Genomic DNA, 21,178 nt, shown 5'->3' with positions numbered 1-21,178 from the left:
GCAAAATGCGCGTTGATTGGGTTATCGGCGGTTTTTGCCGATCCTTAACTTTTTTGAGCGTGTTTTCCATGATTGAGCAACCCGCGGCCTGCCGCATCCATGTCGAGGCCCTCGGCCCGACGTTCGAAGCGCAGGCCGAACAGTGGGCGCAGCGCCTGGATCTGCCGTTGCAGGTGGCTGACGGTGAGTTTGCCCTGCAGGTCGGCGAGCAGGGTTTGCAGCTGCAACAACTGGGACCGGATGCGCCGGGCCCGGTACGGGTCGACTTCGTCGAGGGTGGCGCGGCCCATCGCCGGTTGTACGGCGGTGGCAGCGGACAGATGATCGCCAAGGCGGTAGGCATCGCCCAGGGCGTACGCCCTCGGGTACTGGATGCCACGGCAGGGTTGGGCAAGGATGCGTTCGTGCTGGCCAGTCTCGGTTGCGAGATGAGCCTGATCGAGCGCCAGCCATTGATCGGCGCCTTGCTGGAGGATGGTCTGGCCCGTGCGGCGGAAGACTTCGAGGTGGCGCCGATCGTGGCGCGGATGAAGCTGCTCAAGGGCAACTCCATCGAGGTGATGCGCAATTGGGAGGGCGAGCCGCCGCAGGTGATCTACCTCGACCCGATGTTCCCGCACCGTGAGAAAACCGCGCTGGTGAAGAAGGAAATGCGCCTGTTCCGCCCGCTGGTAGGCGATGATCCGGATGCACCGGCCTTGCTGGAAGCGGCGTTGGCGCTGGCCACACACCGTGTGGTGGTCAAGCGCCCGCGCAAGGCACCTTGCATCGAAGGGCCGAAGCCGAGCCATGCGCTGGATGGCAAATCCAGCCGTTACGACATCTACCCGAAGAAAGCGCTCAAGGCCTGAGCTGTCGCATAAGAAAATCCCACGCATGGCGTGGGATTTTTGTTTTCAGGGTCGATAGGCCCGCATGAACAGCCCGACCACTTCCTGCACATGACTTTCTGCCGCCTCGCCGGTCAGTGGCTCACCGCAGCCGTACAACAGACGGAAATTCCCGGCGCCCTTGATCAGGCAAAAGAAGTGCTCGGCGGCGTTGTGCGGGTTGTCGATGCTCAGCACGCCGGTTTCGTGAATCCGCCGCAGCAAACGTTCCATGCCCTGCACCATGCGCTGAGGGCCGGCCTCGAAGAAGATCAGTGACAGGTTGGGATCCTGACTGCCCAAGGCCATGATCAGACGATGCAGGTTCACCGATTCATCGCTGTTGATCAGGTGGTGAAAGCCTCGCGCAATGTTCAGCAACACATTTTCCACCGCGATGCCGTCCGGCAATTCGAAAAACAGTGGCGGCAATTGCTCCTCGCATTTGGCCACCACGGCGGCGGAGAACAGCGTCTCCTTGTCGTTGAAATGGCTGTAGACCGTCAGCTTCGACACGCCAGCCTCGGCGGCCACCGCGTCCATGCTGGTGTTGGCATAGCCATGACTCAGAAACAGGATTTTCGCCGCCTCGAGAATCGCCTGGCGCTTGGCCGGATCCTTCGGGCGGCCGGGGCCGTTTGGAGCTGAAAGATTGTTCGACATTCTTCGCTTTTAATACTGGACTGGTGAGTTTGCTATTAATAACATACCGGCCAGTATAATTATTCCAAGCCTCCTTAGCGAAAGGTCCTTCACCATGTTCCGCCATGCGTTGTCCTTTGCGGTGCCAGTCAGTCTGGCGTTTTTATTGTCGGCATGTGGCAAGGAAGAGGTGACGCAAGTCAGCGTGCGACCGGCCATGGTGGTGCAGCCAGAGCCTTCGGCGCAGGCGATGGAAAGTTATCCGGGCGAGGTTCGCGCCCGCTACGAACCCGATCTGGCGTTCCGCATCGGCGGCAAAGTCAGCCGACGACTGGTCGAGGAAGGCCAGCGCGTGAAGGCCGACCAACCACTCGCCGAACTCGATCCGCAGGATGTACGCCTGCAACTGGAAGCCACCCGGGCTCAGGTCGCGGCCGCCGAAGCCAACCTGAACCTGGTGCGCGCCGAGCGTGACCGCTACAAGACCTTGATGGAACGGCAGATGGTCAGCCGCTCGGCCTACGACAATGCCGAGAACCTCTACCGCTCCGGCGAAGCCCGCCTCAAACAGATCAAAGCCGAATTCAACGTCTCGACCAATCAGGCCAGTTACGCCGTGCTGCGTGCGCCCCAGGATGGCGTGGTGGCCAAGCGTTCGGTGGAAGTCGGGCAAGTGGTCGCCGCCGGGCAGACCGTTTTTACCCTCGCCACTGATGGCGAGCGGGAAGTGCTGATCAGCCTGCCGGAGCAGAGCTTCGGCCGCTTCAAGGTCGGCCAGCCTGTCTCGGTGGAGCTGTGGACGCAACAGAATCAGCGCTTCGCCGGGCAGATCCGCGAGCTGTCGCCGGCCGCCGATCCGAAATCCCGCACCTTCGCTGCACGCATTTCGTTCACCTCCGGCAAGGTTCCGGCAGAACTGGGCCAGAGCGCGCGGGTCTTCGTGCAGACCGCAGATGTCATCCCGCTGTCGGTGCCGCTCTCGGCGCTGACGGCCGAAAACGGCGCGACCTACGTCTGGGTCGTCAGCGCCAACAACACCCTGAAAAAGACCCCGGTGCGCACCGGCCCTTTCGGTGAGAAAACCGTGCCGGTGCTCGAAGGCCTGAACGCCAGCGACTGGGTGGTCGCCGCTGGCGTGCATGTGCTGCTGGAAGGGCAGCAGGTGCGTCCGGTGGATCGCTCCAATCGCGTGGTCAATCTGGCGGACAAGGAGTAATCCCCGATGGGTTTCAATCTTTCCGCCTGGGCGCTGCGCAATCGCCAGATCGTACTGTTCCTGATGCTTTTGCTGGCGATCGTCGGCGCCTTGTCCTACACCAAGCTCGGCCAGAGTGAAGACCCGCCGTTCACCTTCAAGGCGATGGTTATTCAGACCCGTTGGCCCGGCGCCACGGCTCAGGAAGTCTCGCGTCAGGTTACCGAACGCATCGAAAAGAAACTGATGGAAACCGGCGAGTACGAGCGCATCGTTTCGTTCTCCCGCCCCGGTGAATCCCAGGTCACGTTCATTGCCCGCGACTCGATGCATTCGGTGGAGATCCCGGATCTCTGGTATCAGGTGCGCAAGAAAGTCAGCGACATTCGCCAGACCCTGCCGCCGGGCATTCAGGGGCCGTTTTTCAACGATGAGTTCGGCACCACCTTCGGCAATATCTATGCGCTGACCGGCGACGGTTTCGACTACGCGGTGCTCAAGGATTACGCCGACCGCATCCAGATCCAGCTGCAACGGGTCAAGGACGTGGGCAAGGTTGATCTGCTCGGTTTGCAGGACGAGAAGGTCTGGGTCGAATTGTCCAACGTCAAACTCGCCACACTCGGCTTGCCGCTGGCAGCCGTGCAGCAGGCGCTGGAGGAACAGAACGCTGTGTCCACCGCAGGGTTTTTCGAAACCGGTAGCGAGCGTTTGCAGCTGCGGGTGTCGGGGAATTTTCAGACAGTCGACGAGATCAAGAACTTCCCGATCCGGGTCGGGGATCGTACGTTCCGCATCTCCGATGTCGCTGACGTGCGGCGTGGTTTCAACGATCCTCCGGCACCGCGCATGCGCTTCATGGGCGAAGACGCCATCGGCCTTGCGGTGGCGATGAAGGACGGCGGCGACATTCTGGTGCTGGGCAAGGCCCTGGAAATCGAATTCGCCCGGATCCAGAAAAACCTCCCGGCCGGCATGCAGTTGCGCAAGGTCTCCGATCAGCCCGCAGCTGTGAAAACCGGCGTCGGCGAGTTCGTCCAGGTGCTGGTCGAAGCGCTGGCCATCGTGTTGCTGGTGAGCTTCTTTTCGCTCGGCGTGCGCACCGGCATGGTGGTGGCGCTGACCATTCCGCTGGTGCTGGCGATGACGTTCGCCTGCATGTATTACCTCGGCATCGGCCTGCACAAGATTTCCCTCGGTGCGCTGGTACTGGCGCTGGGTTTGCTGGTGGACGACGCGATAATCGCCGTAGAAATGATGGCGATCAAAATGGAGCAGGGTTTCGACCGGATCAAGGCTGCCAGTTATGCCTGGACCAGCACCGCGTTCCCGATGCTCACCGGTACGCTGATCACCGCGGCAGGCTTCCTGCCGATTGCCACGGCGCAGTCGGGCACAGGCGAATACACCCGCTCGATCTTCCAGGTGGTGACCATCGCCTTGCTCGCATCCTGGGTAGCGGCCGTGGTGTTTGTGCCGTATCTGGGGGAAAAGCTCCTGCCGGATCTGGCGAAGATTCACGCAGCCAAACACGGTACGGCTGACGGCCAGACGGATCCTTACGGAACGCCGTTCTACCAGCGGGTACGGCGTCTGGTGGAGTGGTGCGTACGTCGGCGCAAAACCGTGATCGTGCTCACCGTGCTGCTGTTCGTGGCGTCGGTGGCGTTGTTCCGGTTTGTGCCGCAGCAGTTCTTCCCGGCTTCCGGGCGACTGGAGTTGATGGTCGATCTGAAGCTTGCCGAAGGCGCCTCGCTGGCCAATACCACGGGTGAGGTCAAACGGCTGGAAGCGATGCTCAAGGATCACGCCGGCATCGACAACTATGTCGCTTACGTCGGCACCGGTTCGCCACGTTTCTACCTGCCGCTGGATCAACAACTGCCGGCGGCGAGCTTCGCCCAATTTGTCGTGCTGGCGAAAACCATCGAGGAGCGCGAAGCGCTGCGCACGTGGCTGATCGACACGTTGAACGAGCAGTTCCCGTCCCTGCGCTCGCGGGTCACGCGTCTGGAAAACGGCCCGCCGGTTGGCTATCCGGTGCAGTTCCGCGTCACCGGCGAGCACATTGAGGAAGTGCGTGCACTGGCCCGGAAAGTCGCGGCCAAGGTGCGCGAGAACCCGCATGTGGTGAACGTGCATCTGGACTGGGAAGAGCCGAGCAAGGTCGTGTACCTGAACATCGATCAGGATCGCGCCCGGGCGTTGGGCGTGAGCACGGCGAATCTGGCGAAATTCCTCCAGAGTTCGCTGACCGGTTCCAGCGTCAGCCAGTACCGCGAGGACAACGAACTGATCGAAATCCTCCTGCGCGGCACCGTGCACGAGCGCACCGAGCTGTCGTTGCTGCCGAGTCTGGCGGTGCCGACCGACAACGGTCGCAGCGTCGCGCTGTCGCAGATTGCCACGCTGGAATATGGCTTCGAGGAAGGCATCATCTGGCACCGCAATCGCCTGCCGAACGTGACCGTGCGCGCCGACATCTATGGCAAGGAGCAGCCGGCGACGCTGGTGAAGCAGATCATGCCGACGCTTGATCCGATTCGTGCCGAATTGCCGGACGGCTATTTGCTGGATGTCGGCGGTACGGTGGAGGATTCGGAGCGTGGGCAGAAGTCGGTGAACGCTGGCGTACCAATGTTCATTGTCGTGGTGCTGACGTTGCTGATGGTGCAGTTGCGCAGTTTTTCACGCACGGCGATGGTGTTTCTGACCGCACCGCTGGGGTTGATCGGGGTGACGCTGTTTCTGCTGGTGTTCCGTCAGCCGTTCGGGTTTGTGGCGATGCTCGGGACGATCGCGCTGTCGGGGATGATCATGCGTAACTCGGTGATTCTGGTGGATCAGATCGAGCAGGATATCGCCGCCGGGCTCAAGCCGTGGCAGGCGATAATCGAGGCGACTGTGCGGCGGTTCCGGCCGATTGTGTTGACGGCTTTGGCGGCGGTGTTGGCGATGATTCCGCTTTCTCGCAGTGTGTTTTTTGGGCCGATGGCGGTGGCGATTATGGGGGGGTTGATTGTTGCTACTGCTTTGACGCTTTTGTTTTTGCCGGCGTTGTATGCGGCTTGGTTCAGGGTTCGCAAGGAGTCTTGATTTGGTTTGGTGAGCTTGGCGGCCTTTGGGCCGACCAGGCTCTTGGGGTTTTGGGTGAATATCCGTTTCTGCGGGTGTTGCGGCTGGCGGTTCCGCTCTTACAGCGGCTCACTTTTGCAGACGCCCAAAAGTAAGCAAAACGCTTGGCCCCGGCGTTCGGCCCCTCGCTGGGGCTCGGGGTTCCTTCGTTCCGGGATTCATCCGGGGGCATCGCCTACGGTTTGCTTCGCTGCACCTCCTCTCGATGTGTTCGACTTCGTCGAACGGCGCTACGCGCCTACCCCCGGATAAATCCCTCCACTCAGCCGGCCGAAGGGGCCGGCACGTCAAAAGTGGTACTCGAGCTAACGCTCATCGTGTTGAGTGGGGTGGCTATGCCACATTTTTGGGGAGCACGTTTCAACTGTGGGAGCTAGCTTGCTAGCGATGGGGGCTGGGGGCACCCCATTTCTTTTGGGAGCAAGCAGCTTTGTAGGACCTTGCGCCGTCTCCTACGTTTTTTTCAGACGGCTCCGATATTGAGTCGCTGTGTTGGCGGTGCTGTACTCGAGGCTGTTTTTCAGCCTTGTTTGAGTCAGCGTTGATGAAGAAACCGCCGGTATTGAAGGGTCGGGCAGATCCGGTCTTTGAGTTGTTGATGCGCGCGCCTCACAAGCAGCGTCTGGCGGATTATCTTGCGTTGCTCAAGCCGCTGGATGATCAGGGGCGGTATCTGCCTTTTGAGGATTTGCGGTATCGCTGGGCCAGCGGGCTGGATTCGCGTTTGTGTTGGGCGTTGGTCAAGATGGCGCGGGTCGCTCAGTACATTCATCTTCTGCCTTTGGGGGAACCGGCGCAGTGGGGGAAGTTTGTGCCGACGCCCACCGCGCAGAAGGCACTTTCAGTGGTTGATCGGCAAACTACGACGGCGTCGCTGGAGTACATGACCAGCCAGATAGGCGAGCGGGCGCATTTCAGTTATTTGCTTAACGGTCTGATCGAGGATGAGGCGATCAGCAGCAGTCAGTTGGAGGGCGCCGCGACCACTACCCGTGTTGCCAAGGACATGCTCAAGCAACGGCGTCAGCCGCGTACGCCGGATGAGCGGATGGTCATGGGTAATTACCGGATGATGAATTTCGCCTGGGAAAAACGTTACGAGCCATTGAGCGTGGAGTTGATAGCGTCGATCCATCGAGTCGGTGTCGAAGGCATTGATGACGAGCGGTATGACCCCGGGCTTTTCAGGACCAACGATGAAGTGGTGGTGCAGGATGGCGAAGGGAATACCGTGCACACGCCTCCGCCTGCCGCCGGATTGGGGAGGCGGCTGGATTTGCTCTCGCAGTGGATCAATCAATCACAGGGCTCACCTAGGCAAAAAAACTACCTGCATCCGCTGATCAAGGCGATCACGCTGCACTTTGCCCTGGGTTACGAACATCCGTTTCGCGACGGCAACGGGCGGGTCGCCAGGGCGCTGTTTTACTGGTTCATGTTCAAGCATGATTTTTCGGCCTTCCGTTATATCGCGATCAGTCTTTTACTGCGCAACGCGCCGGTGAAGTACGGGCGGTCGTATTTGCACAGCGAAGCCGATGAGCTCGATCTGACGTACTTCATCGAGTTTCAGTGTTCGGTGATTCTGCGGGCGGTGGAGGGGTTTACCGAGGTGTATCGCAAGAGTGTGGCGTACAGCGAAAACTTCGAGCACTGGCTGACCTGTTCGGGCTTTTTTGATCGGCTGACAGAGCGGCAGCGAGCGATTTATCAGGTGGCCAGAAGTGGGGTGGCGAAGGAGTTCACAGCGGGGAACGTCAAGGAGCACCTTGGTTGTGCCTACAACACAGCGGTGTCGGCGTTGAGCGGGTTGGTTGAGCTGCAGGTTTTCGAGAAGAAGAAAATGGGGCGCGAGTGGGTGTACTTTTTACGTGTATCTGCTGGTGGCGGATTGAACAACGGGAGTGAGACAGCTCACTCCCGTGTCGTGTCGGCTTAGAGCGTACCAAACACTTTTTTCGCCAGACTCGTCGCTGCAGCGGCCGGGTTCTTGCGGATGGTTTCTTCCTGTTTGCCGATCATTTCGAACAGGCCGTTGAGCGCTTGTTCGGTCACGTAGCTTTCGATGTTGGCGCTTTTCGCATCCACCACGCCGAAGGTCGCGGCCTGGCCGGCGAAGGCGTTGTATTTCTGGGCTACGCCGACTTTGTCGGTCGCCTGTTTGACGATGGGCAGGAACTTGGTGCGGATCTGTTCGCGGCTGGATTTGTCCAGGTATTGGGTGGCGGAGTCGTTGCCGCCGCTGAGGATGCCTTTGGCGTCTTCCACGCTCATTTTCTTCACGGCGTCGACGAGGATCGGCTGGGCCTGGGTGACGGCGGTTTCCGCGGCCTTGTTCATGGCGGTTTCCAGTTCGTCGACCTGGGCGCCCATGCCGAAGGCTTTCATCTTGCCGGCGACTTTGCCGAGTTTGCCCGGCAGTTCGATTTTCACGTCCGGGTTGTTGCTGAAGCCGCCCGGGGTGCCGAGTTGTTTGACGGCCAGTTGCGCGCCTTGGGTCAGGGCATCCTTGAGGCCACCGGTGGCGTCGCCTTGCGACAGGTCGCTGAGGGACAGGGCCAGTACGTTGGCGGAGATCATCAGGCCCGCGCACAGGCCGGCGAAGCGAAGGGTAGGGCGGAGCATGGCGGCTTCCTTGTTCGGAGAGGGTTAGCGGGCGGCGTCGACGCGGATCTTCAGCGGCTGCGGATCCTTGCCATCGAGCTGCACGGCATGGTTTTCGGTGGTGATGAACATCAGCTCGCCGTTGACTTCGATGCGTGCGCTGACCGAGTAGCGGTGGCCGGGTTTGACCTGGGCCGGATCGTAGCTCAAGTGGAACGGCAGCGGCACCTGGCCTTTGACCGGGCCTTTCTGTTCGTCGAGTACCACGGCCGGAGCGTCGGCCAGCGAGACGTCCTGCAGGCTCACGCTCAAGGTTGCACTGGGTGGCAGGGCGATGCGTTGCAGGTAGAACACTTCGCCGTCGAGGCTGACCTTGCCGGCCGGTGAGGTCGACTGGCACGCGCTGAGCAGGGTGGCAGCGGCCAGCAGGGAAAGTTTTTTCATCGGAGATCTCCGTATCGACGGCGCCAGAAGAAGCCTGGCGCCTGTAGAAATTTAGTCGCTCTGCACGGGGGCGGCGGGCTGATCGGCTGCATCTTCGCTGCGATGCAGGGCTACCTGACGGATCGACAGGCGAATCTCCGCCGGCAACACCCGTTTGGCCGCGCCTTCGGCGAGTTCGCCGAGCAGTTCGTGGTAGCTCAACTTGCCGGCTTCGTCGCGACGCAACACGTCGAGGTCGAGCATGGTCTGGATGAAGTGGCGGAACAGGCTCTTGTCGAAGAATTCCGGGGCGTTGAGGCCATGCAGGATCGACAGGCGCTGGGCCATCACTGTGCACAGGTCTTCCAGCTCTTCGGCGCTGACAGTGTTCTGGCCTGCGTTGAGCAGCAGGGAAACGGTCATGTAGAAGCGTTGCAGGGTCTGGGCGATGCTCTTCGACAGCAGGGTCAGCAGCACAAAATGCCGCGAGCTCGGTGCCGGGCGCAGGTACACGTCTTTCTCGAAACGCAGCAGGCCTTGTTCGACGAACGCTTCCAGCCACTGATCGATCACCGCATCCAGTTCGTCCAGGGTCCAGCGGATGAACAGTTCCGATTGCAGGTACGGATACAGCGCGCGGGTGTAGCGCAGGATCTGTTCGCGGCTCATGCGCGAAGTGCTCTGGAAGAAACTCGCCAGCAGCGCCGGCAGGGCGAAGATGTGCAGCACGTTGTTGCGGTAGTAGGTCATCAGGACGGCGTTCTGCTCGTCCAGATACAGAATCTTGCCCAGCGCATCGTTCTGCTCGGACAGCAGATCCATGTCCTTCACGTGTTCGATCAGCGCCCGGCCATCGCCTTCCGGCAAGGTGGTATGCGGCGAGTACGGAACCTTGCGCAGCAATGCCAGATACAGATCCAGCACTCGCGCCATGGCGCGATCATCGAGTGCTAGGCGAGTGGTCGACAGCAGCGCCAGCGCCACCAGGTTGACCGGGTTGATCGCTGCGGCTTCGTTGAGATGCTGCGCGACTTTCTCGCCGAGACGGTTGGTGGTTTCGTTGAGCCAGGCCGGCTTGTACTGCGGGCCGAGTTCCTGCTGGCGCCAGTCCGGCTGTTCGCTGTCGAGGAATTCCGCGAGTTTGATCGGCTCGCCGAAGTTCACCGCCACCTGGCCGAAACGCTGCTTGAGCGCGCCGATGACTTTGAAGATGTCGAAGATCGATTCTTTCTTCTTGCTCGCGCCACGCAGTTCACCAAGGTAGGTGCGGCCTTCGAGCACGCGCTCATAACCGATGTACACCGGCACGAACACGATCGGCATCCGCGACGAACGCAGGAAACTGCGCATGGTGATCGCGAGCATCCCGGTTTTCGGTTGCAGCATGCGCCCGGTACGCGAGCGGCCGCCTTCGACGAAGTACTCGACCGGGAAGCCTTTGGTGAACAAGGTGTGCAGGTATTCGTTGAACACCGAGGTGTACAGCGGATTGCCCTTGAACGTGCGGCGCATGAAGAACGCCCCGCCACGGCGCAGCAGGCTGCCGATCACCGGCATGTTCAGGTTGATCCCGGCGGCGATGTGCGGCGGGGTCAGCCCATTGCGAAACAGCAAATACGAAAGCAGCAGGTAGTCGATGTGGCTGCGGTGGCACGGCACGTAGATCACTTCGTGACCCTGGGCGACCTTCTGCACGCCTTCGATGTGGTTGACCTTGATCCCGTCGTAGATCTTGTTCCAGAACCAGCTCAGCACCACTTCCAGAAAACGGATCGCGGTATAGGTGTAATCCGAGGCGATCTCGTTGCCGTAGCGCAGGGCCTGGGCCTTGGCTTTTTCCGGGGAGATGTTTTCGCGCTCGGCTTCGTCAAGGATCGCTTGCTTGACCAGCGGCTGGTTGAGCAGGCCTTTGACCAGGTTACGGCGGTGGGAAATGTCCGGGCCGATCACCGCAGCCTTGAGGTTGCGGAAGTGCACCCGCAGGATTCGCTGGGCCATGCGCACGGTGCGTTCGTGGCCCTTGTTGTGCTCGATCAGTTCCCGCAGGTGGATCGGTGCGGAGAATTGCACGCGGGTCTTGCGCCCCAGAATCATGATGCTCAGCAGGCGACGCAGGCGCCCGGTGACGGCCCAGCTGTCGGCGAACAGCAGTTTCCACGGGCTGTTTTCGCTGTCCGGTGATTGGCCCCAGAACACGCTGACCGGAATGATCTGCGCGTCTTCGGCAGCGTTCTGGCTCAGGGCGCTGACCAGTCGGGTCAGGGTCGGCGGCGCACCGCGTTTGTCCTGGCGGCCGAGCCAGTCCGGATCCGGCGTCAGGTAGAAAAACGCCGCGGGTTCGATCAGCGAACCCACAGACACCGGCAGCACCGGGCGCGGCAGGCCGGCCTTGGTGCACTCGGTGTCGACCACCGCCAGATCAGTCAGCGATGGGTTTTGCAGGACGTAGAACACCGGACGACTGCGGTCGAGGTTGAGGGTGAACGACGACTGGTTGATCGTCTCGGAGCGAACCCAGAGATACAACAGTCGGCGCAAGGTGCCAAACACAAGACGGCGGAACGGGGAACGGGTCATACGGCTTCTGCGTGAGTGGATAAACCGAGCGTTTGCTCGGGCGGTCGATAGTGTGCCGGATTCATGGAAAATCGGCAAAAAAGCGGCGAAGTAATCTCCTGTTGAGAGTTTTGCCGCCTGTCATATACTCGGCGATCTGTCGCCGGGGCCCTTTTATGGACGTCGGACGCAGGCTGACGTTCCTCAAAGGCTTTCCTGCGAAAAGCCTGTTCAATAATAAAAAAGGAGTACGAACAGATGGCAACACGTGAAACCGGCAACGTGAAGTGGTTCAACGACGCCAAGGGCTACGGCTTCATTCAGCGCGAAGACGGGGTGGACGTGTTCGTGCACTACCGCGCGATCCGTGGCGAAGGCCACCGTTCGCTGACCGAGGGTCAGCAGGTTGAATACGCGGTGGTGGAAGGGCAGAAGGGGTTGCAGGCTGAAGACGTTGTAGGCCTGTAATGATCGTTCCCACGCTCTGCGTGGGAATGCCTCAATGGACGCTCTGCGTCCGCTTTGGGACGCGGAGCGTCCCGGGCTGCATTCCCACGTGGACGGTTCGACGCCTCGACGTGGGAACGATCAAGCTCGAAGCTGCTTTTATGCAGTTTTCCAGGTGATTTCTTCTTCGCCATCGGCGCTGATGCGAATCCAGCGATCCGCCGTTTCCTCACCCTCTTCCTCGACCCACGTCCCCGGCGCGCAGCGCACTTCGACGTTCAGCGCGGCAAAGGCTGCGCGGGCGCAGGCGATGTCGTCGTCCCATGGGGTCGCATCGCTTTCCAGGTACAGGCTGTTCCACTTGCCCACGGCTTTCGGCAGCCAGGTCACCGGGATGTTGCCGGCCTTGCACTTGTAAGTCTGACCTTTCTGTACCCAGTCGCTGCACGGGCCGAGGGCGGCGCCCAGCCAGGCGGAAATGGCCTTGTGGTCGACGTCGGCGTCTTTCAGGTAAATCTCGATGTCCGGTTGGCGCATGGATGTCCTCACTGCGGGTCTGAAAAATCCATTCGCGGATTTAGCCGGCCCCGGGTCGTTGCCCGAGACCAAAAGTTATTGAAGAACAAAATAATCGTAGCGCATCGAGACAGTGGTCACGAACGGCTCGGGCTGTTCGATCACCGCCGCGCGGCGCTCGGCACTGGCGCGCCAGCCGTGGGGCGTCATCGCCAGCAGGTTGGCACGATCCTCGGGCTTGTCCAGCGTCAGTTTGAATTCCAGGGTTTCACTGTGCGCCAGCGCCATGCCTTCCGGCACCAGGGCCAGATGCTTGTCGTCGGTGTATTCGCGCACTTCGTCGTACAGTCGTTCGCGCAGTTCCATCAGATGGCCGCTGGTCGGGCCGACTTTCATCAGACCGCCGCCGACGCTGAGCAGACGCTTGGCTTCTTCCCAGTCCAGCGGACTGAAAACACTGGCGAGAAACTGGCAGCTGCCCGAGGCCAATGGCACTCGGGCCATGCTCGCAATCAACCACGTCAGCGAAGGATTGCGTTTGCAGGCGCGTTTGACCGCTTCCTTCGAGATATCCAGCGCGTAACCGTCAGCATCGGGCAAAGCCTCGGCGATCTGCGCGGTGTAGTAACCCTCGCCACAACCGATATCGACCCAGCGGGCCGGCGCATAACCCGCCGCCAGCTCCGCCAGACGCTTGGCCACCGGCGCGTAATGCCCGGCGTTCAGAAAGTCGCGGCGGGCCTCGACCATGGCCTGGTTGTCGCCGGGATCGCGGCTGTTCTTGTGCTGCACCGGCAGCAGGTTCAGATAACCCTGACGCGCGCGGTCAAAGCGGTGGCCGGCGGGGCAGACCACGCCGTTGTCCACCGCGTTCAGCGGTTCACTGCAGATCGGGCACGCGAGCATCAGACGAGCAACTTGATCAGGGTCTGGTAGTAGATTTCGGTCAGCACGTCGAGATCGGCCGCCAGTACGCGCTCGTTGACCTGGTGGATGGTCGCGTTGACCGGGCCCAGCTCAACAACCTGCGTACCCATGGTCGCGATGAAACGACCGTCGGAGGTGCCGCCGCTGGTGGATGCCTTGGTCTCGCGGCCGGTGATGTCCTTGATGCTCGAAGACACCGCGTCGAGCAGCGCACCCGGCTCGGTGAGGAACGGCAGACCGGACAGCGCCCAGTCGATGTGCCAGTCCAGGCCGTGCTTGTCGAGGATGTCGGCGACGCGCTTCTGCAGACCTTCGACCGTCGATTCGGTGGAGAAACGGAAGTTGAACACCGCCACCAGATCGCCCGGAATCACGTTGGTCGCGCCGGTGCCGGAGTTGACGTTGGAAATCTGGAAACTGGTCGGCGGGAAGAAGTCGTTGCCGTGATCCCAATGCTCGGCGGCCAGTTCGGCCAGAGCCGGAGCCGCGAGGTGGATCGGGTTCTTCGCCAGGTGCGGATAGGCCACGTGGCCCTGCACACCGCGCACGGTCAGTTTGGCGCCGAGGGAGCCGCGACGACCGTTCTTCACCACGTCGCCCACCAGCGTGGTGCTCGACGGTTCGCCGACGATGCACCAGTCCAGGCGCTCGTTACGGGCTGCCAGACGCTCGACCACTGCCTTGGTGCCGTGATGCGCCGGACCTTCTTCGTCGCTGGTGATCAGGAACGCAACCTTGCCCTTGTGATCCGGGTAGTCGGCGACAAAACGCTCGGCTGCCACAGTCATCGAGGCCAGGCTGCCTTTCATGTCCGCCGCGCCACGACCGCAAAGCATGCCGTGCTCGTCGATCACCGCGTTGAACGGGTCGATCTGCCAGGCCGTCACCGGGCCGGTCGGCACCACGTCGGTGTGACCGGCGAAGCACAGCACCGGGCCGTCGCCTTTACCGTGAGTCGCCCAGAAGTTATCCACATCTTCGATGCGCATCGGTTCCAGCTGGAAACCGGCATCGCCCAGGCGCTGCATCATCTGCTTCTGGCAATCGGCGTCGACCGGCGTCACGGACGGACGGCGGATCAGGTCGATGGCGAGTTGGAGGGTCGGCGAAAGGTCGGCGTGGGCCGTCATGGAAAACTCCGAAAGCTGGGGGGCAAGGCGCGCAAAATGGCGGTTATCTTAAAGCAAAACGGCGACCATTGGCCGCCGTTTAGTGCATCCGGAAGGATTTAGACCACCGGTGCCGGTTCAGGCGCAGCCGCAGGTTTTGGCAGCGACGACAGGAACGCCATGATCAGCGCCGCCACGTACGGCAGCGACTGTACCAGCAGCATGGCCACCCAGAAGCGCATGTCGTTGCTCGGAATGCCCTGCACCAGGAAGATCCCCAGCGCCGCGCCCCACAACAGCAGCATGATGAACAGCTCTTCCCGGGCCTCGGAAATCGCCACCCAGAAACCATGGTTGTCGGCGTTTTTCGGGGTGCGGAAGAACGGAATGCTGCTGGTGAAGAAGCCGTACAGCACCGCTTTGGCGATGGTGTGCGACAACGCCAGACCGGCCAGGGCCGCGCAGAACGCATCCTTGAGGTTCACGCCCACGGCGCGACGGTAGAGGAAGATGATCTTGCCGACCTTGAACACGAACAGCGCCAACGGCGGGATCGCGAAAATCAGCAGCGGCGGATCGACCCGTTGCGGCACGATGATCATCGCCGCCGACCACAACAGCGCGCCGATGGTGAAGAAGATGTTCATGCCGTCCGCGACCCACGGCAGCCAGCCCGCGAGGAAGTGGTAACGCTGGCCGCGAGTCAGCTCGGTGTCCTTGCCGCGCAGCAGGCTGCGGGTGTGACGCTTGATGATCTGGATCGCACCGTAGGCCCAGCGGAAACGCTGTTTCTTGAAGTCGATGAAGGTGTCCGGCATCAGACCCTTGCCGTAACTGTCGTGGTAGTACGCCGCCGACAGGCCTTTTTCGAATACCCGCAGACCTAGTTCGGCGTCTTCACAGATGCACCAGTCGGCCCAGCCCAGCTCTTCCAGAACCGAGCGACGGGTCATGGTCATGGTGCCGTGCTGGATGATCGCGTCACGGTCGTTGCGGGTGACCATGCCGATGTGGAAGAAGCCTTTGTATTCGGCGTAGCAAAGCTTCTTGAAGGTGCTTTCGTTCTGGTCGCGATAGTCCTGCGGCGACTGCACCACGGCAATTTTCGGGTCGGCGAAGTGCGGCACCATGTGCTTGAGCCAGTTCGGGTGCACGCAGTAGTCCGAGTCGATCACCGCGATCACTTCGGCGTCCTTGGCGGTATGCGGGATCAGGTAGTTCAGCGCACCGCCCTTGAAACCGGCCAGGGGCGAGACGTGGAAGAACTTGAAGCGCGGGCCGAGGGTTTCGCAGTAGTCGCGCACCGGTTCCCAGACCGCCGGGTCTTTGGTGTTGTTGTCGATGATCAGGACTTCGAAGTCCGGATAGTCGAGGTTGGCCAGGGCGTTGAGGGTCTGTTTGACCATCTCCGGCGGCTCGTTGTAGCAGGGCACGTGGATCGAGACTTTCGGGCGGTAGTCCGAATCGCCGACCACCGGCAGGAATTCACGGCGACGCTTGTGAATCCACACCGCTTCGGCCAGTTCGTGGGCCTCGGTCAGCAACACGATGAACACCCCGAGCGCACCGAGCGCCAGCAGGAAACCCACCGTCAGGCTGAACCACGTGCTGTATTGCTGGCTGTAGTCGTAGCCGATCCACACCAGCACCGAACCGCACAGGAACGCGATAAAGGTCAGGAAGGTACGGCCGCGCTGACGCAGGGCCGAGCCGTCGATCATCAGCAGCGTCAGCGACAACAGCGCCAGCACCACCGAACCGATGGCCAGCACGCGCCATTGCGGGATCGCCACCACCGGGCCTTCGAAGTTGAATTTCTGCTGGCGCGCGGCGTTGAACACGCCCCAGTAAGCGCCGACCGAGCCTTCGTCGCTGGCCTTCCATGGCTGGTCGAACGCTTCGATCACGAAGTAGTTGAAGCCCTGGCGGTTGAGTTTGTTGACCAGCGTGCGCAGGTAGATCGCCTGATCTGCCGGCGACGCATCGGCGCCACCGCGCATGCGGCCGTTGCTCGGCCAGCCCACTTCGGACAGCAGCAGCGGCTTTTTCGGGAACATCTTTTTCAGGTCGCGGGCGCGGTCGAAAACGAACTGCCCGGCCTTGTCCACCGGAATGAATTCCCAGTAGGGCAGAACGTGGGCGGCGATCAGGTCGACGTGCTTGGCCAGCTCCGGGTGCTCTTCCCAGACGTGCCATTGTTCGGAGGTGGTCACCGGCACTTTCACGGCCGCACGCACGCGGTCAAGCAGCACGCTGAGTTGTTCGGCGGTGATTTCCTTGCGGAAGATCGCTTCGTTGCCGACGACTACGCGAACCACGCTGCGCGAAGTGTTGGCCAGTTCGATGGCGCGAGTGATTTCCCGCTCGTTGCGCTCCTGGTCGGGGCTGATCCAGATCCCGAGGGTCACGCGAAGGCCGAATTCTTCCGCCAGTTTCGGGATGTCCTGCAGAGAGCCGTCGACCGAGTAGATGCGGATGTTGTCCGTCAGCTTGCTCATGATCTCCAGGTCGCGGCGCATTTCATCGTCGGACGGATACTGATCCTTCTGTGGGAACTGTCCTTGCTGGAATGGTGAATAGGAGAAACCGGAGATCTGCTCCGGCCAGTTCGGCGCGGAGACGGGGCGGTTGATCAGCGCCCAGAAACCGGTGAACAGGGCGGCGATTGCCAGAACCACCACCAGGTTGAGTCCAAATTTACGCGATGACATAGCTGTGTCGGGTTCCAAAGGCTGTGGAACGGAGGGTCGGCTGGTTGACGCCAAGAGGGCGCGCATCCTACACCGGCAGTTCGCCAAGTCCTACAAGAGACAGGGAAATGCCGGACGTTGGGCAATCCAACCCGACTTAAGTTCTTTCGTTTCAGCGTGTAAGACAAATCTTTGTTACGTGCAGCTTTAATTAAAGCAGGCGCGTTCGCCGTTCATAGCGCAAAGATGCTCTTGGCCGCCGACGGCCCTATAATGCGCGCCGGTTTTTAGGGTAATGGTCATGAGTACAGAAGATCCGCGGTTTGCAGGCATCGCCCGTTTGTATGGCATCGAGGGCCTCGAGCGTCTGCGCGCAGCCCATGTGGCGATTGTCGGCGTTGGCGGCGTCGGCTCCTGGGCGGCGGAAGCCATGGCCCGTTGCGGGGTGGGCGAGATTTCGCTGTTCGACCTCGACGACGTCTGCGTCAGCAACGCCAACCGTCAGTTGCATGCGCTGGACAGCACCGTCGGCAAGCCCAAGGTCGAGGTGATGGCCGAGCGTCTGCGCGGGATCAACCCGGACTGCAAGGTGCACGCCGTGGCGGACTTCGTCACCCGCGACACCATGGCCGAATACATCACGCCGAACATCGACTGCGTGATCGACTGCATCGATGCGGTCAACGCCAAGGCCGCGCTGATCGCCTGGTGCAAACGGCGCAAAATCCAGATCATCACCACCGGCGGCGCCGGCGGGCAGATCGATCCGACGCTGATTCAGGTCTGCGACCTCAACCGTACGTTCAATGATCCTTTGGCCTCGAAAGTGCGCTCTACGTTACGCCGCGACTACGGCTTCTCGCGTACCGTGACCCGCCATTACAGCGTGCCGTGCGTGTTCTCCACCGAACAGCTGCGCTATCCGAAACCGGACGGCAGCATTTGCCTGCAGAAGAGTTTTGTCGGCGACGGTGTGAAGCTGGACTGCGCCGGCGGGTTTGGCGCGGTGATGATGGTGACGGCGACGTTCGGCATGGTCGCGGCGACCAAGGCGGTGGACAAGATCGTGGCGGGCGTTCGGCGCCCGGCGGATCGGGTCAAGCCTCAGGCCTGACCAGTGACCGCTCGTTCCCACGCTCTACGTCGCCGATCGTTCCCACGTCGAGGCGTCGAACCGTCTGCGTGGGAATGCCTCATTGGACGCTCTGCGTCCGCTTCGGCATGGGACGCAGAGCGTCCCGGGCTGCATTCCCACGCGGAGCGTGGGAACGATCAGTTCGGGGCGAGTTCACGCATCCGTTGCAGCACGGCATTCAAGCCATTGCTGCGCGATGGCGACAACTGCCGCGACAGCCCAAGCTGATTGAACCAGTCCGGCAGATCAACCAACTGCAACTCGCCAGCGGTCAAACCGTTGACCCGCAACAGCAGCAACGCCACCAACCCGCGAATCATCCGCGCATCGCTGCTCGCCGCAAACTGCCAGTGGCCGTCGCGCAATTCACCGACCAGCCACACCTGGCTTTCACAGCCGTGCACTCGATTGGCCTCGCACTTGTCCGCATCGCTCAACGGCGGCAGACGATCGCCAAACTGCATCAACAATCGCGCCCGCTGTTCCCAGCCGGCGGCGTTCTGAAATGTTTGCAGCGCCTCGGCGGCCTCGACCGGCAGGCTCATCGCAACAACTCCAGCGCCTGATCCAGCGCTTCAAAGAACCGCTCCAGATCCTCGGAATCGTTGTACAGCGCCAGCGACACACGAATAGCCCCGGCCAGTTCGAAACGCTTGAGCATCGGCATCGCACAGTGATGCCCGGCACGTACGGCGATGCCCTGTTCGGTCAGCAAGTGCGCCAGATCGGCGTTATGCACACCCTCCACGACAAAACTCGCCAGCGCCAATTGCGGCTTGCCCAACAGACGAATGCCATTGCGGGCGGCGAGGCCAAGTAACAGGTAATCGTGCAGCGCCGCTTCGTGGGCGGACACTGCGTCCTGATCCAGACCGGCCAGATAGTCGAGGGTCGCACCAAGTCCGATCACACTGGCAATCGGCGGCGTTCCCGCTTCGAAGCCCAGCGGTGCAGGGCGGAAACGGGATTCGTGATAGTTGGCTTCCAGCACCATCTCGCCGCCGAATTGCCACGGGCGCAGTTGTTCGAGCGCTGCGTTGCGCCCGAACAGCACGCCGAGGCCATCGGGGCCGTACAACTTGTGGCTGGAAAACACGTAAAAGTCGCAACCAAGGGCCTGGACGTCATGCCGCCCGTGGACCACACCTTGAGCGCCATCGACCACGGTCAGCGCGTTGTGCGCCTTGGCCATCGCCAGCAGCGCCGGCAATGGTTGCCATGCACCAAGCACGTTGGACAACTGGCTGACCGCCAGCAAGCGAGTGCGCGGGCCAATCAGGTGAACGGCAGCGGCGAGGTCGATCACACCGTCATCGTCCAGCGGCAGGATTATCAGCTTCAAGTCGCGACGTTGTGCCAGTTGCTGCCAAGGCAGCAGGTTGGCGTGATGCTCCAGGGCGCTGATGACAATTTCATCGCCGGGATGGAAAAGATGTTCCAGGCCATAGGCCAGGAGATTCAGCGCACTGGTGGCGCCGTGGGTGAAGATGATCTGCCCGCTGTCACCGGCATTCAGCCACTGGGCAACCTTCAGGCGACTGTCCTCGAACGCCTGCGTGGCGTGGGCACCGGGCAGATGTTGGGCACGATGCACGTTGGCCGCGCCATTGGCGTAGTAATGCGCCAGCGCGTCGAGCAGGGCCTGGGGTTTTTGCGTGGTGGCGGCGTTGTCCAGGTAAGTCTGGTCTTGCCGTTGCAGGGCGGCGATGGCCGGGAAATCGGCGCGCCAGGGGGAGGGAATCATCACGGTTTCAAGCCCTGGTGAAGATGGGCGGGTTAACGCCGAACCCTGTGGGAGCGGGCTTGCCCGCGATGGCGATCTTTCGAACGCCATGGCAAACAGGCCGGCTCCCTCAGGTGAGCTTCTGGCGCTTAGTTGTGAGCGTGCAGTGCTTCGTTCAGTTCGATCGCCGATTTGTGGGTCTTGCATTCCACAGCACCGGTTTCCGAATTGCGACGGAACAGCAGGTCGGTCTGACCAGCCAGTTCACGAGCCTTGACCACTTTGACCAGGTTGTTGTGCTCGTCCAGCAGCGCCACCTTGGTGCCGGCGGTCACGTACAGGCCCGACTCGACGGTGTTGCGGTCGCCCAACGGGATACCGATACCGGCGTTGGCACCGATCAGGCAGCCTTCGCCGACCTTGATCACGATGTTGCCGCCGCCCGACAGGGTGCCCATGGTCGAGCAGCCGCCGCCCAGGTCCGAACCCTTGCCGACGAATACGCCAGCGGAAACGCGGCCTTCGATCATGCCCGGGCCTTCGGTGCCGGCGTTGAAGTTGATGAAACCTTCGTGCATCACGGTGGTGCCTTCGCCCACGTAAGCGCCCAGACGCAGACGCGCCGCGTCAGCGATACGCACGCCGGCCGGTACTACGTAGTCGGTCATTTTCGGGAATTTGTCCACCGAGAACACTTCCAGCAGCTCGCCGCGCAGACGGGCTTCAAGTTGCAGCTCGGCCAGTTCGCTCAGGTCGATCGCGCCCTGGCTGGTCCAGGCCACGTTCGGCAGCAGCGGGAAGATCCCGGCCAGGCTCACGCCGTGCGGCTTGACCAGACGATGGGACAGCAGGTGCAGCTTCAGGTAAGCCTCAGGGGTCGAGGTCAGTTGCGCGTCTTCGGCCAGCAGGGTGGCGACCAGCGGCTTGTGGCTTTCAGCCAGACGGGTCAGCAGCTTGCCTTGTACCGCGTCGATGCCTTTCACGGCTTCAGCCAGTTGGGCGGCTTGGGCGGTGGTGAAGGTGATGGCTTGGTTGCCTTCGGTGTAGCCGAGGATCGGTGCAACAGCGGCAACCAGTTCGGCCGAAGGGTTCAACAGCGGCTGGGCGTAGAACACTTCCAGCCACGCGCCTTGACGGTTTTGGGTGCCGACGCCGAAGGCAATACTGAACAGGGAGTTGGACATGTGAATACCTCTACAAAAAGTGA

General features: G+C 61.5%; 17 protein-coding genes. 6 read left to right on the top strand and 11 right to left on the bottom strand.

All coding sequences use genetic code 11. The features are described 5' to 3' along the window. The first annotated feature begins 68 nt into the window (after positions 1–68). Positions 69–851, top strand: a complete 783-nt coding sequence (locus AC07XZ_RS13325; RefSeq protein WP_102686542.1) for a class I SAM-dependent methyltransferase — start codon at positions 69–71, stop codon at positions 849–851. A gap of 45 nt (positions 852–896) precedes the next feature. Here AC07XZ_RS13325 and AC07XZ_RS13320 read toward each other — a convergent pair whose 3' ends face one another. Continuing rightward, positions 897–1,532: a TetR/AcrR family transcriptional regulator gene (locus AC07XZ_RS13320; protein WP_102686543.1), complete on the bottom strand. Its 636-nt coding sequence runs from the start codon at positions 1,530–1,532 to the stop codon at positions 897–899. A gap of 94 nt (positions 1,533–1,626) precedes the next feature. Here AC07XZ_RS13320 and AC07XZ_RS13315 point away from each other — a divergent pair, with 94 nt between their 5' ends. From AC07XZ_RS13315 to AC07XZ_RS13305, 3 genes are all read left to right on the top strand, one after another. Continuing rightward, positions 1,627–2,727 (top strand): efflux RND transporter periplasmic adaptor subunit, encoded by a 1,101-nt coding sequence (locus AC07XZ_RS13315; protein WP_007954740.1) that lies wholly within the window; start codon positions 1,627–1,629, stop codon positions 2,725–2,727. A 6-nt stretch (positions 2,728–2,733) separates the two neighbouring features. Beyond that, positions 2,734–5,802 (top strand): efflux RND transporter permease subunit, encoded by a 3,069-nt coding sequence (locus AC07XZ_RS13310; RefSeq protein ID WP_102686544.1) that lies wholly within the window; start codon positions 2,734–2,736, stop codon positions 5,800–5,802. A 583-nt stretch (positions 5,803–6,385) separates the two neighbouring features. Next, complete coding sequence (locus AC07XZ_RS13305) at positions 6,386–7,780, top strand: Fic family protein (RefSeq protein ID WP_102686545.1); 1,395 nt, start codon at positions 6,386–6,388, stop codon at positions 7,778–7,780. Here the strand turns inward: AC07XZ_RS13305 and AC07XZ_RS13300 are convergent. Genes AC07XZ_RS13300 through plsB form a run of 3 tightly spaced genes read right to left on the bottom strand, consistent with a single transcriptional unit; the run spans position 7,777 to position 11,445 of the window. After that, entirely contained in the window at positions 7,777–8,466 is a 690-nt protein-coding gene (locus AC07XZ_RS13300) for a DUF4197 domain-containing protein (RefSeq protein WP_102686546.1), read from the bottom strand. The genes AC07XZ_RS13305 and AC07XZ_RS13300 overlap by 4 nt on opposite strands. A gap of 24 nt (positions 8,467–8,490) precedes the next feature. After that, positions 8,491–8,889 carry a YbaY family lipoprotein gene (locus tag AC07XZ_RS13295; protein WP_085605193.1) on the bottom strand — a complete coding sequence of 133 codons (399 nt, stop codon included), beginning with the start codon at positions 8,887–8,889 and terminating at the stop codon, positions 8,491–8,493. Positions 8,890–8,940: 51 nt separating this feature from the next. Continuing rightward, on the bottom strand, positions 8,941–11,445 hold the full coding sequence (plsB, locus tag AC07XZ_RS13290) for a glycerol-3-phosphate 1-O-acyltransferase PlsB (RefSeq protein ID WP_102686547.1): 2,505 nt from the start codon (positions 11,443–11,445) through the stop codon (positions 8,941–8,943). Between the two features lie 237 nt (positions 11,446–11,682). Here plsB and AC07XZ_RS13285 point away from each other — a divergent pair, with 237 nt between their 5' ends. Next, on the top strand, positions 11,683–11,892 hold the full coding sequence (locus tag AC07XZ_RS13285; protein WP_007954750.1) for a cold shock domain-containing protein: 210 nt from the start codon (positions 11,683–11,685) through the stop codon (positions 11,890–11,892). A 138-nt stretch (positions 11,893–12,030) separates the two neighbouring features. Here AC07XZ_RS13285 and AC07XZ_RS13280 read toward each other — a convergent pair whose 3' ends face one another. The 4 genes from AC07XZ_RS13280 to AC07XZ_RS13265 all read right to left on the bottom strand — a co-directional run bounded on the left by AC07XZ_RS13280 (position 12,031) and on the right by AC07XZ_RS13265 (position 17,134). After that, entirely contained in the window at positions 12,031–12,408 is a 378-nt protein-coding gene (locus AC07XZ_RS13280; RefSeq protein WP_039769649.1) for a hypothetical protein, read from the bottom strand. Positions 12,409–12,483: 75 nt separating this feature from the next. After that, on the bottom strand, positions 12,484–13,293 hold the full coding sequence (locus AC07XZ_RS13275) for a putative RNA methyltransferase (protein WP_085748099.1): 810 nt from the start codon (positions 13,291–13,293) through the stop codon (positions 12,484–12,486). After that, the gene (dapE, locus tag AC07XZ_RS13270) at positions 13,293–14,444 is read right to left on the bottom strand and encodes a succinyl-diaminopimelate desuccinylase (RefSeq protein WP_064593754.1); all 1,152 of its coding nucleotides are present in this window, start codon (positions 14,442–14,444) and stop codon (positions 13,293–13,295) included. Before dapE ends, AC07XZ_RS13275 begins: the two co-directional genes overlap by 1 nt. Before the next feature lie 98 nt (positions 14,445–14,542). Next, entirely contained in the window at positions 14,543–17,134 is a 2,592-nt protein-coding gene (locus AC07XZ_RS13265; protein ID WP_102686548.1) for a glycosyltransferase, read from the bottom strand. Between the two features lie 274 nt (positions 17,135–17,408). Between AC07XZ_RS13265 and tcdA the strand changes: the two genes are divergently transcribed. Next, positions 17,409–18,227, top strand: coding sequence for a tRNA cyclic N6-threonylcarbamoyladenosine(37) synthase TcdA (gene tcdA, locus AC07XZ_RS13260; protein WP_039769652.1), 819 nt, complete (start codon positions 17,409–17,411; stop codon positions 18,225–18,227). Between the two features lie 158 nt (positions 18,228–18,385). Here the strand turns inward: tcdA and AC07XZ_RS13255 are convergent, their stop codons facing one another. From AC07XZ_RS13255 to dapD, 3 genes are all read right to left on the bottom strand, one after another. Beyond that, positions 18,386–18,793: a SufE family protein gene (locus AC07XZ_RS13255; protein WP_102686549.1), complete on the bottom strand. Its 408-nt coding sequence runs from the start codon at positions 18,791–18,793 to the stop codon at positions 18,386–18,388. Beyond that, positions 18,790–19,995: an aminotransferase class V-fold PLP-dependent enzyme gene (locus AC07XZ_RS13250; protein WP_102686550.1), complete on the bottom strand. Its 1,206-nt coding sequence runs from the start codon at positions 19,993–19,995 to the stop codon at positions 18,790–18,792. The genes AC07XZ_RS13255 and AC07XZ_RS13250 overlap by 4 nt, the downstream gene beginning before the upstream one ends. A gap of 125 nt (positions 19,996–20,120) precedes the next feature. Continuing rightward, positions 20,121–21,155 carry a 2,3,4,5-tetrahydropyridine-2,6-dicarboxylate N-succinyltransferase gene (dapD, locus tag AC07XZ_RS13245; protein WP_007954762.1) on the bottom strand — a complete coding sequence of 345 codons (1,035 nt, stop codon included), beginning with the start codon at positions 21,153–21,155 and terminating at the stop codon, positions 20,121–20,123. Positions 21,156–21,178 lie beyond the last annotated feature (23 nt).

It is taken from the genome of Pseudomonas sp. GW458-11-26-14-LB4, assembly GCF_059423925.1.
Note: the sequence above shows the minus strand (reverse complement) of the source record. Positions and strands in the feature narration are given on the sequence as shown.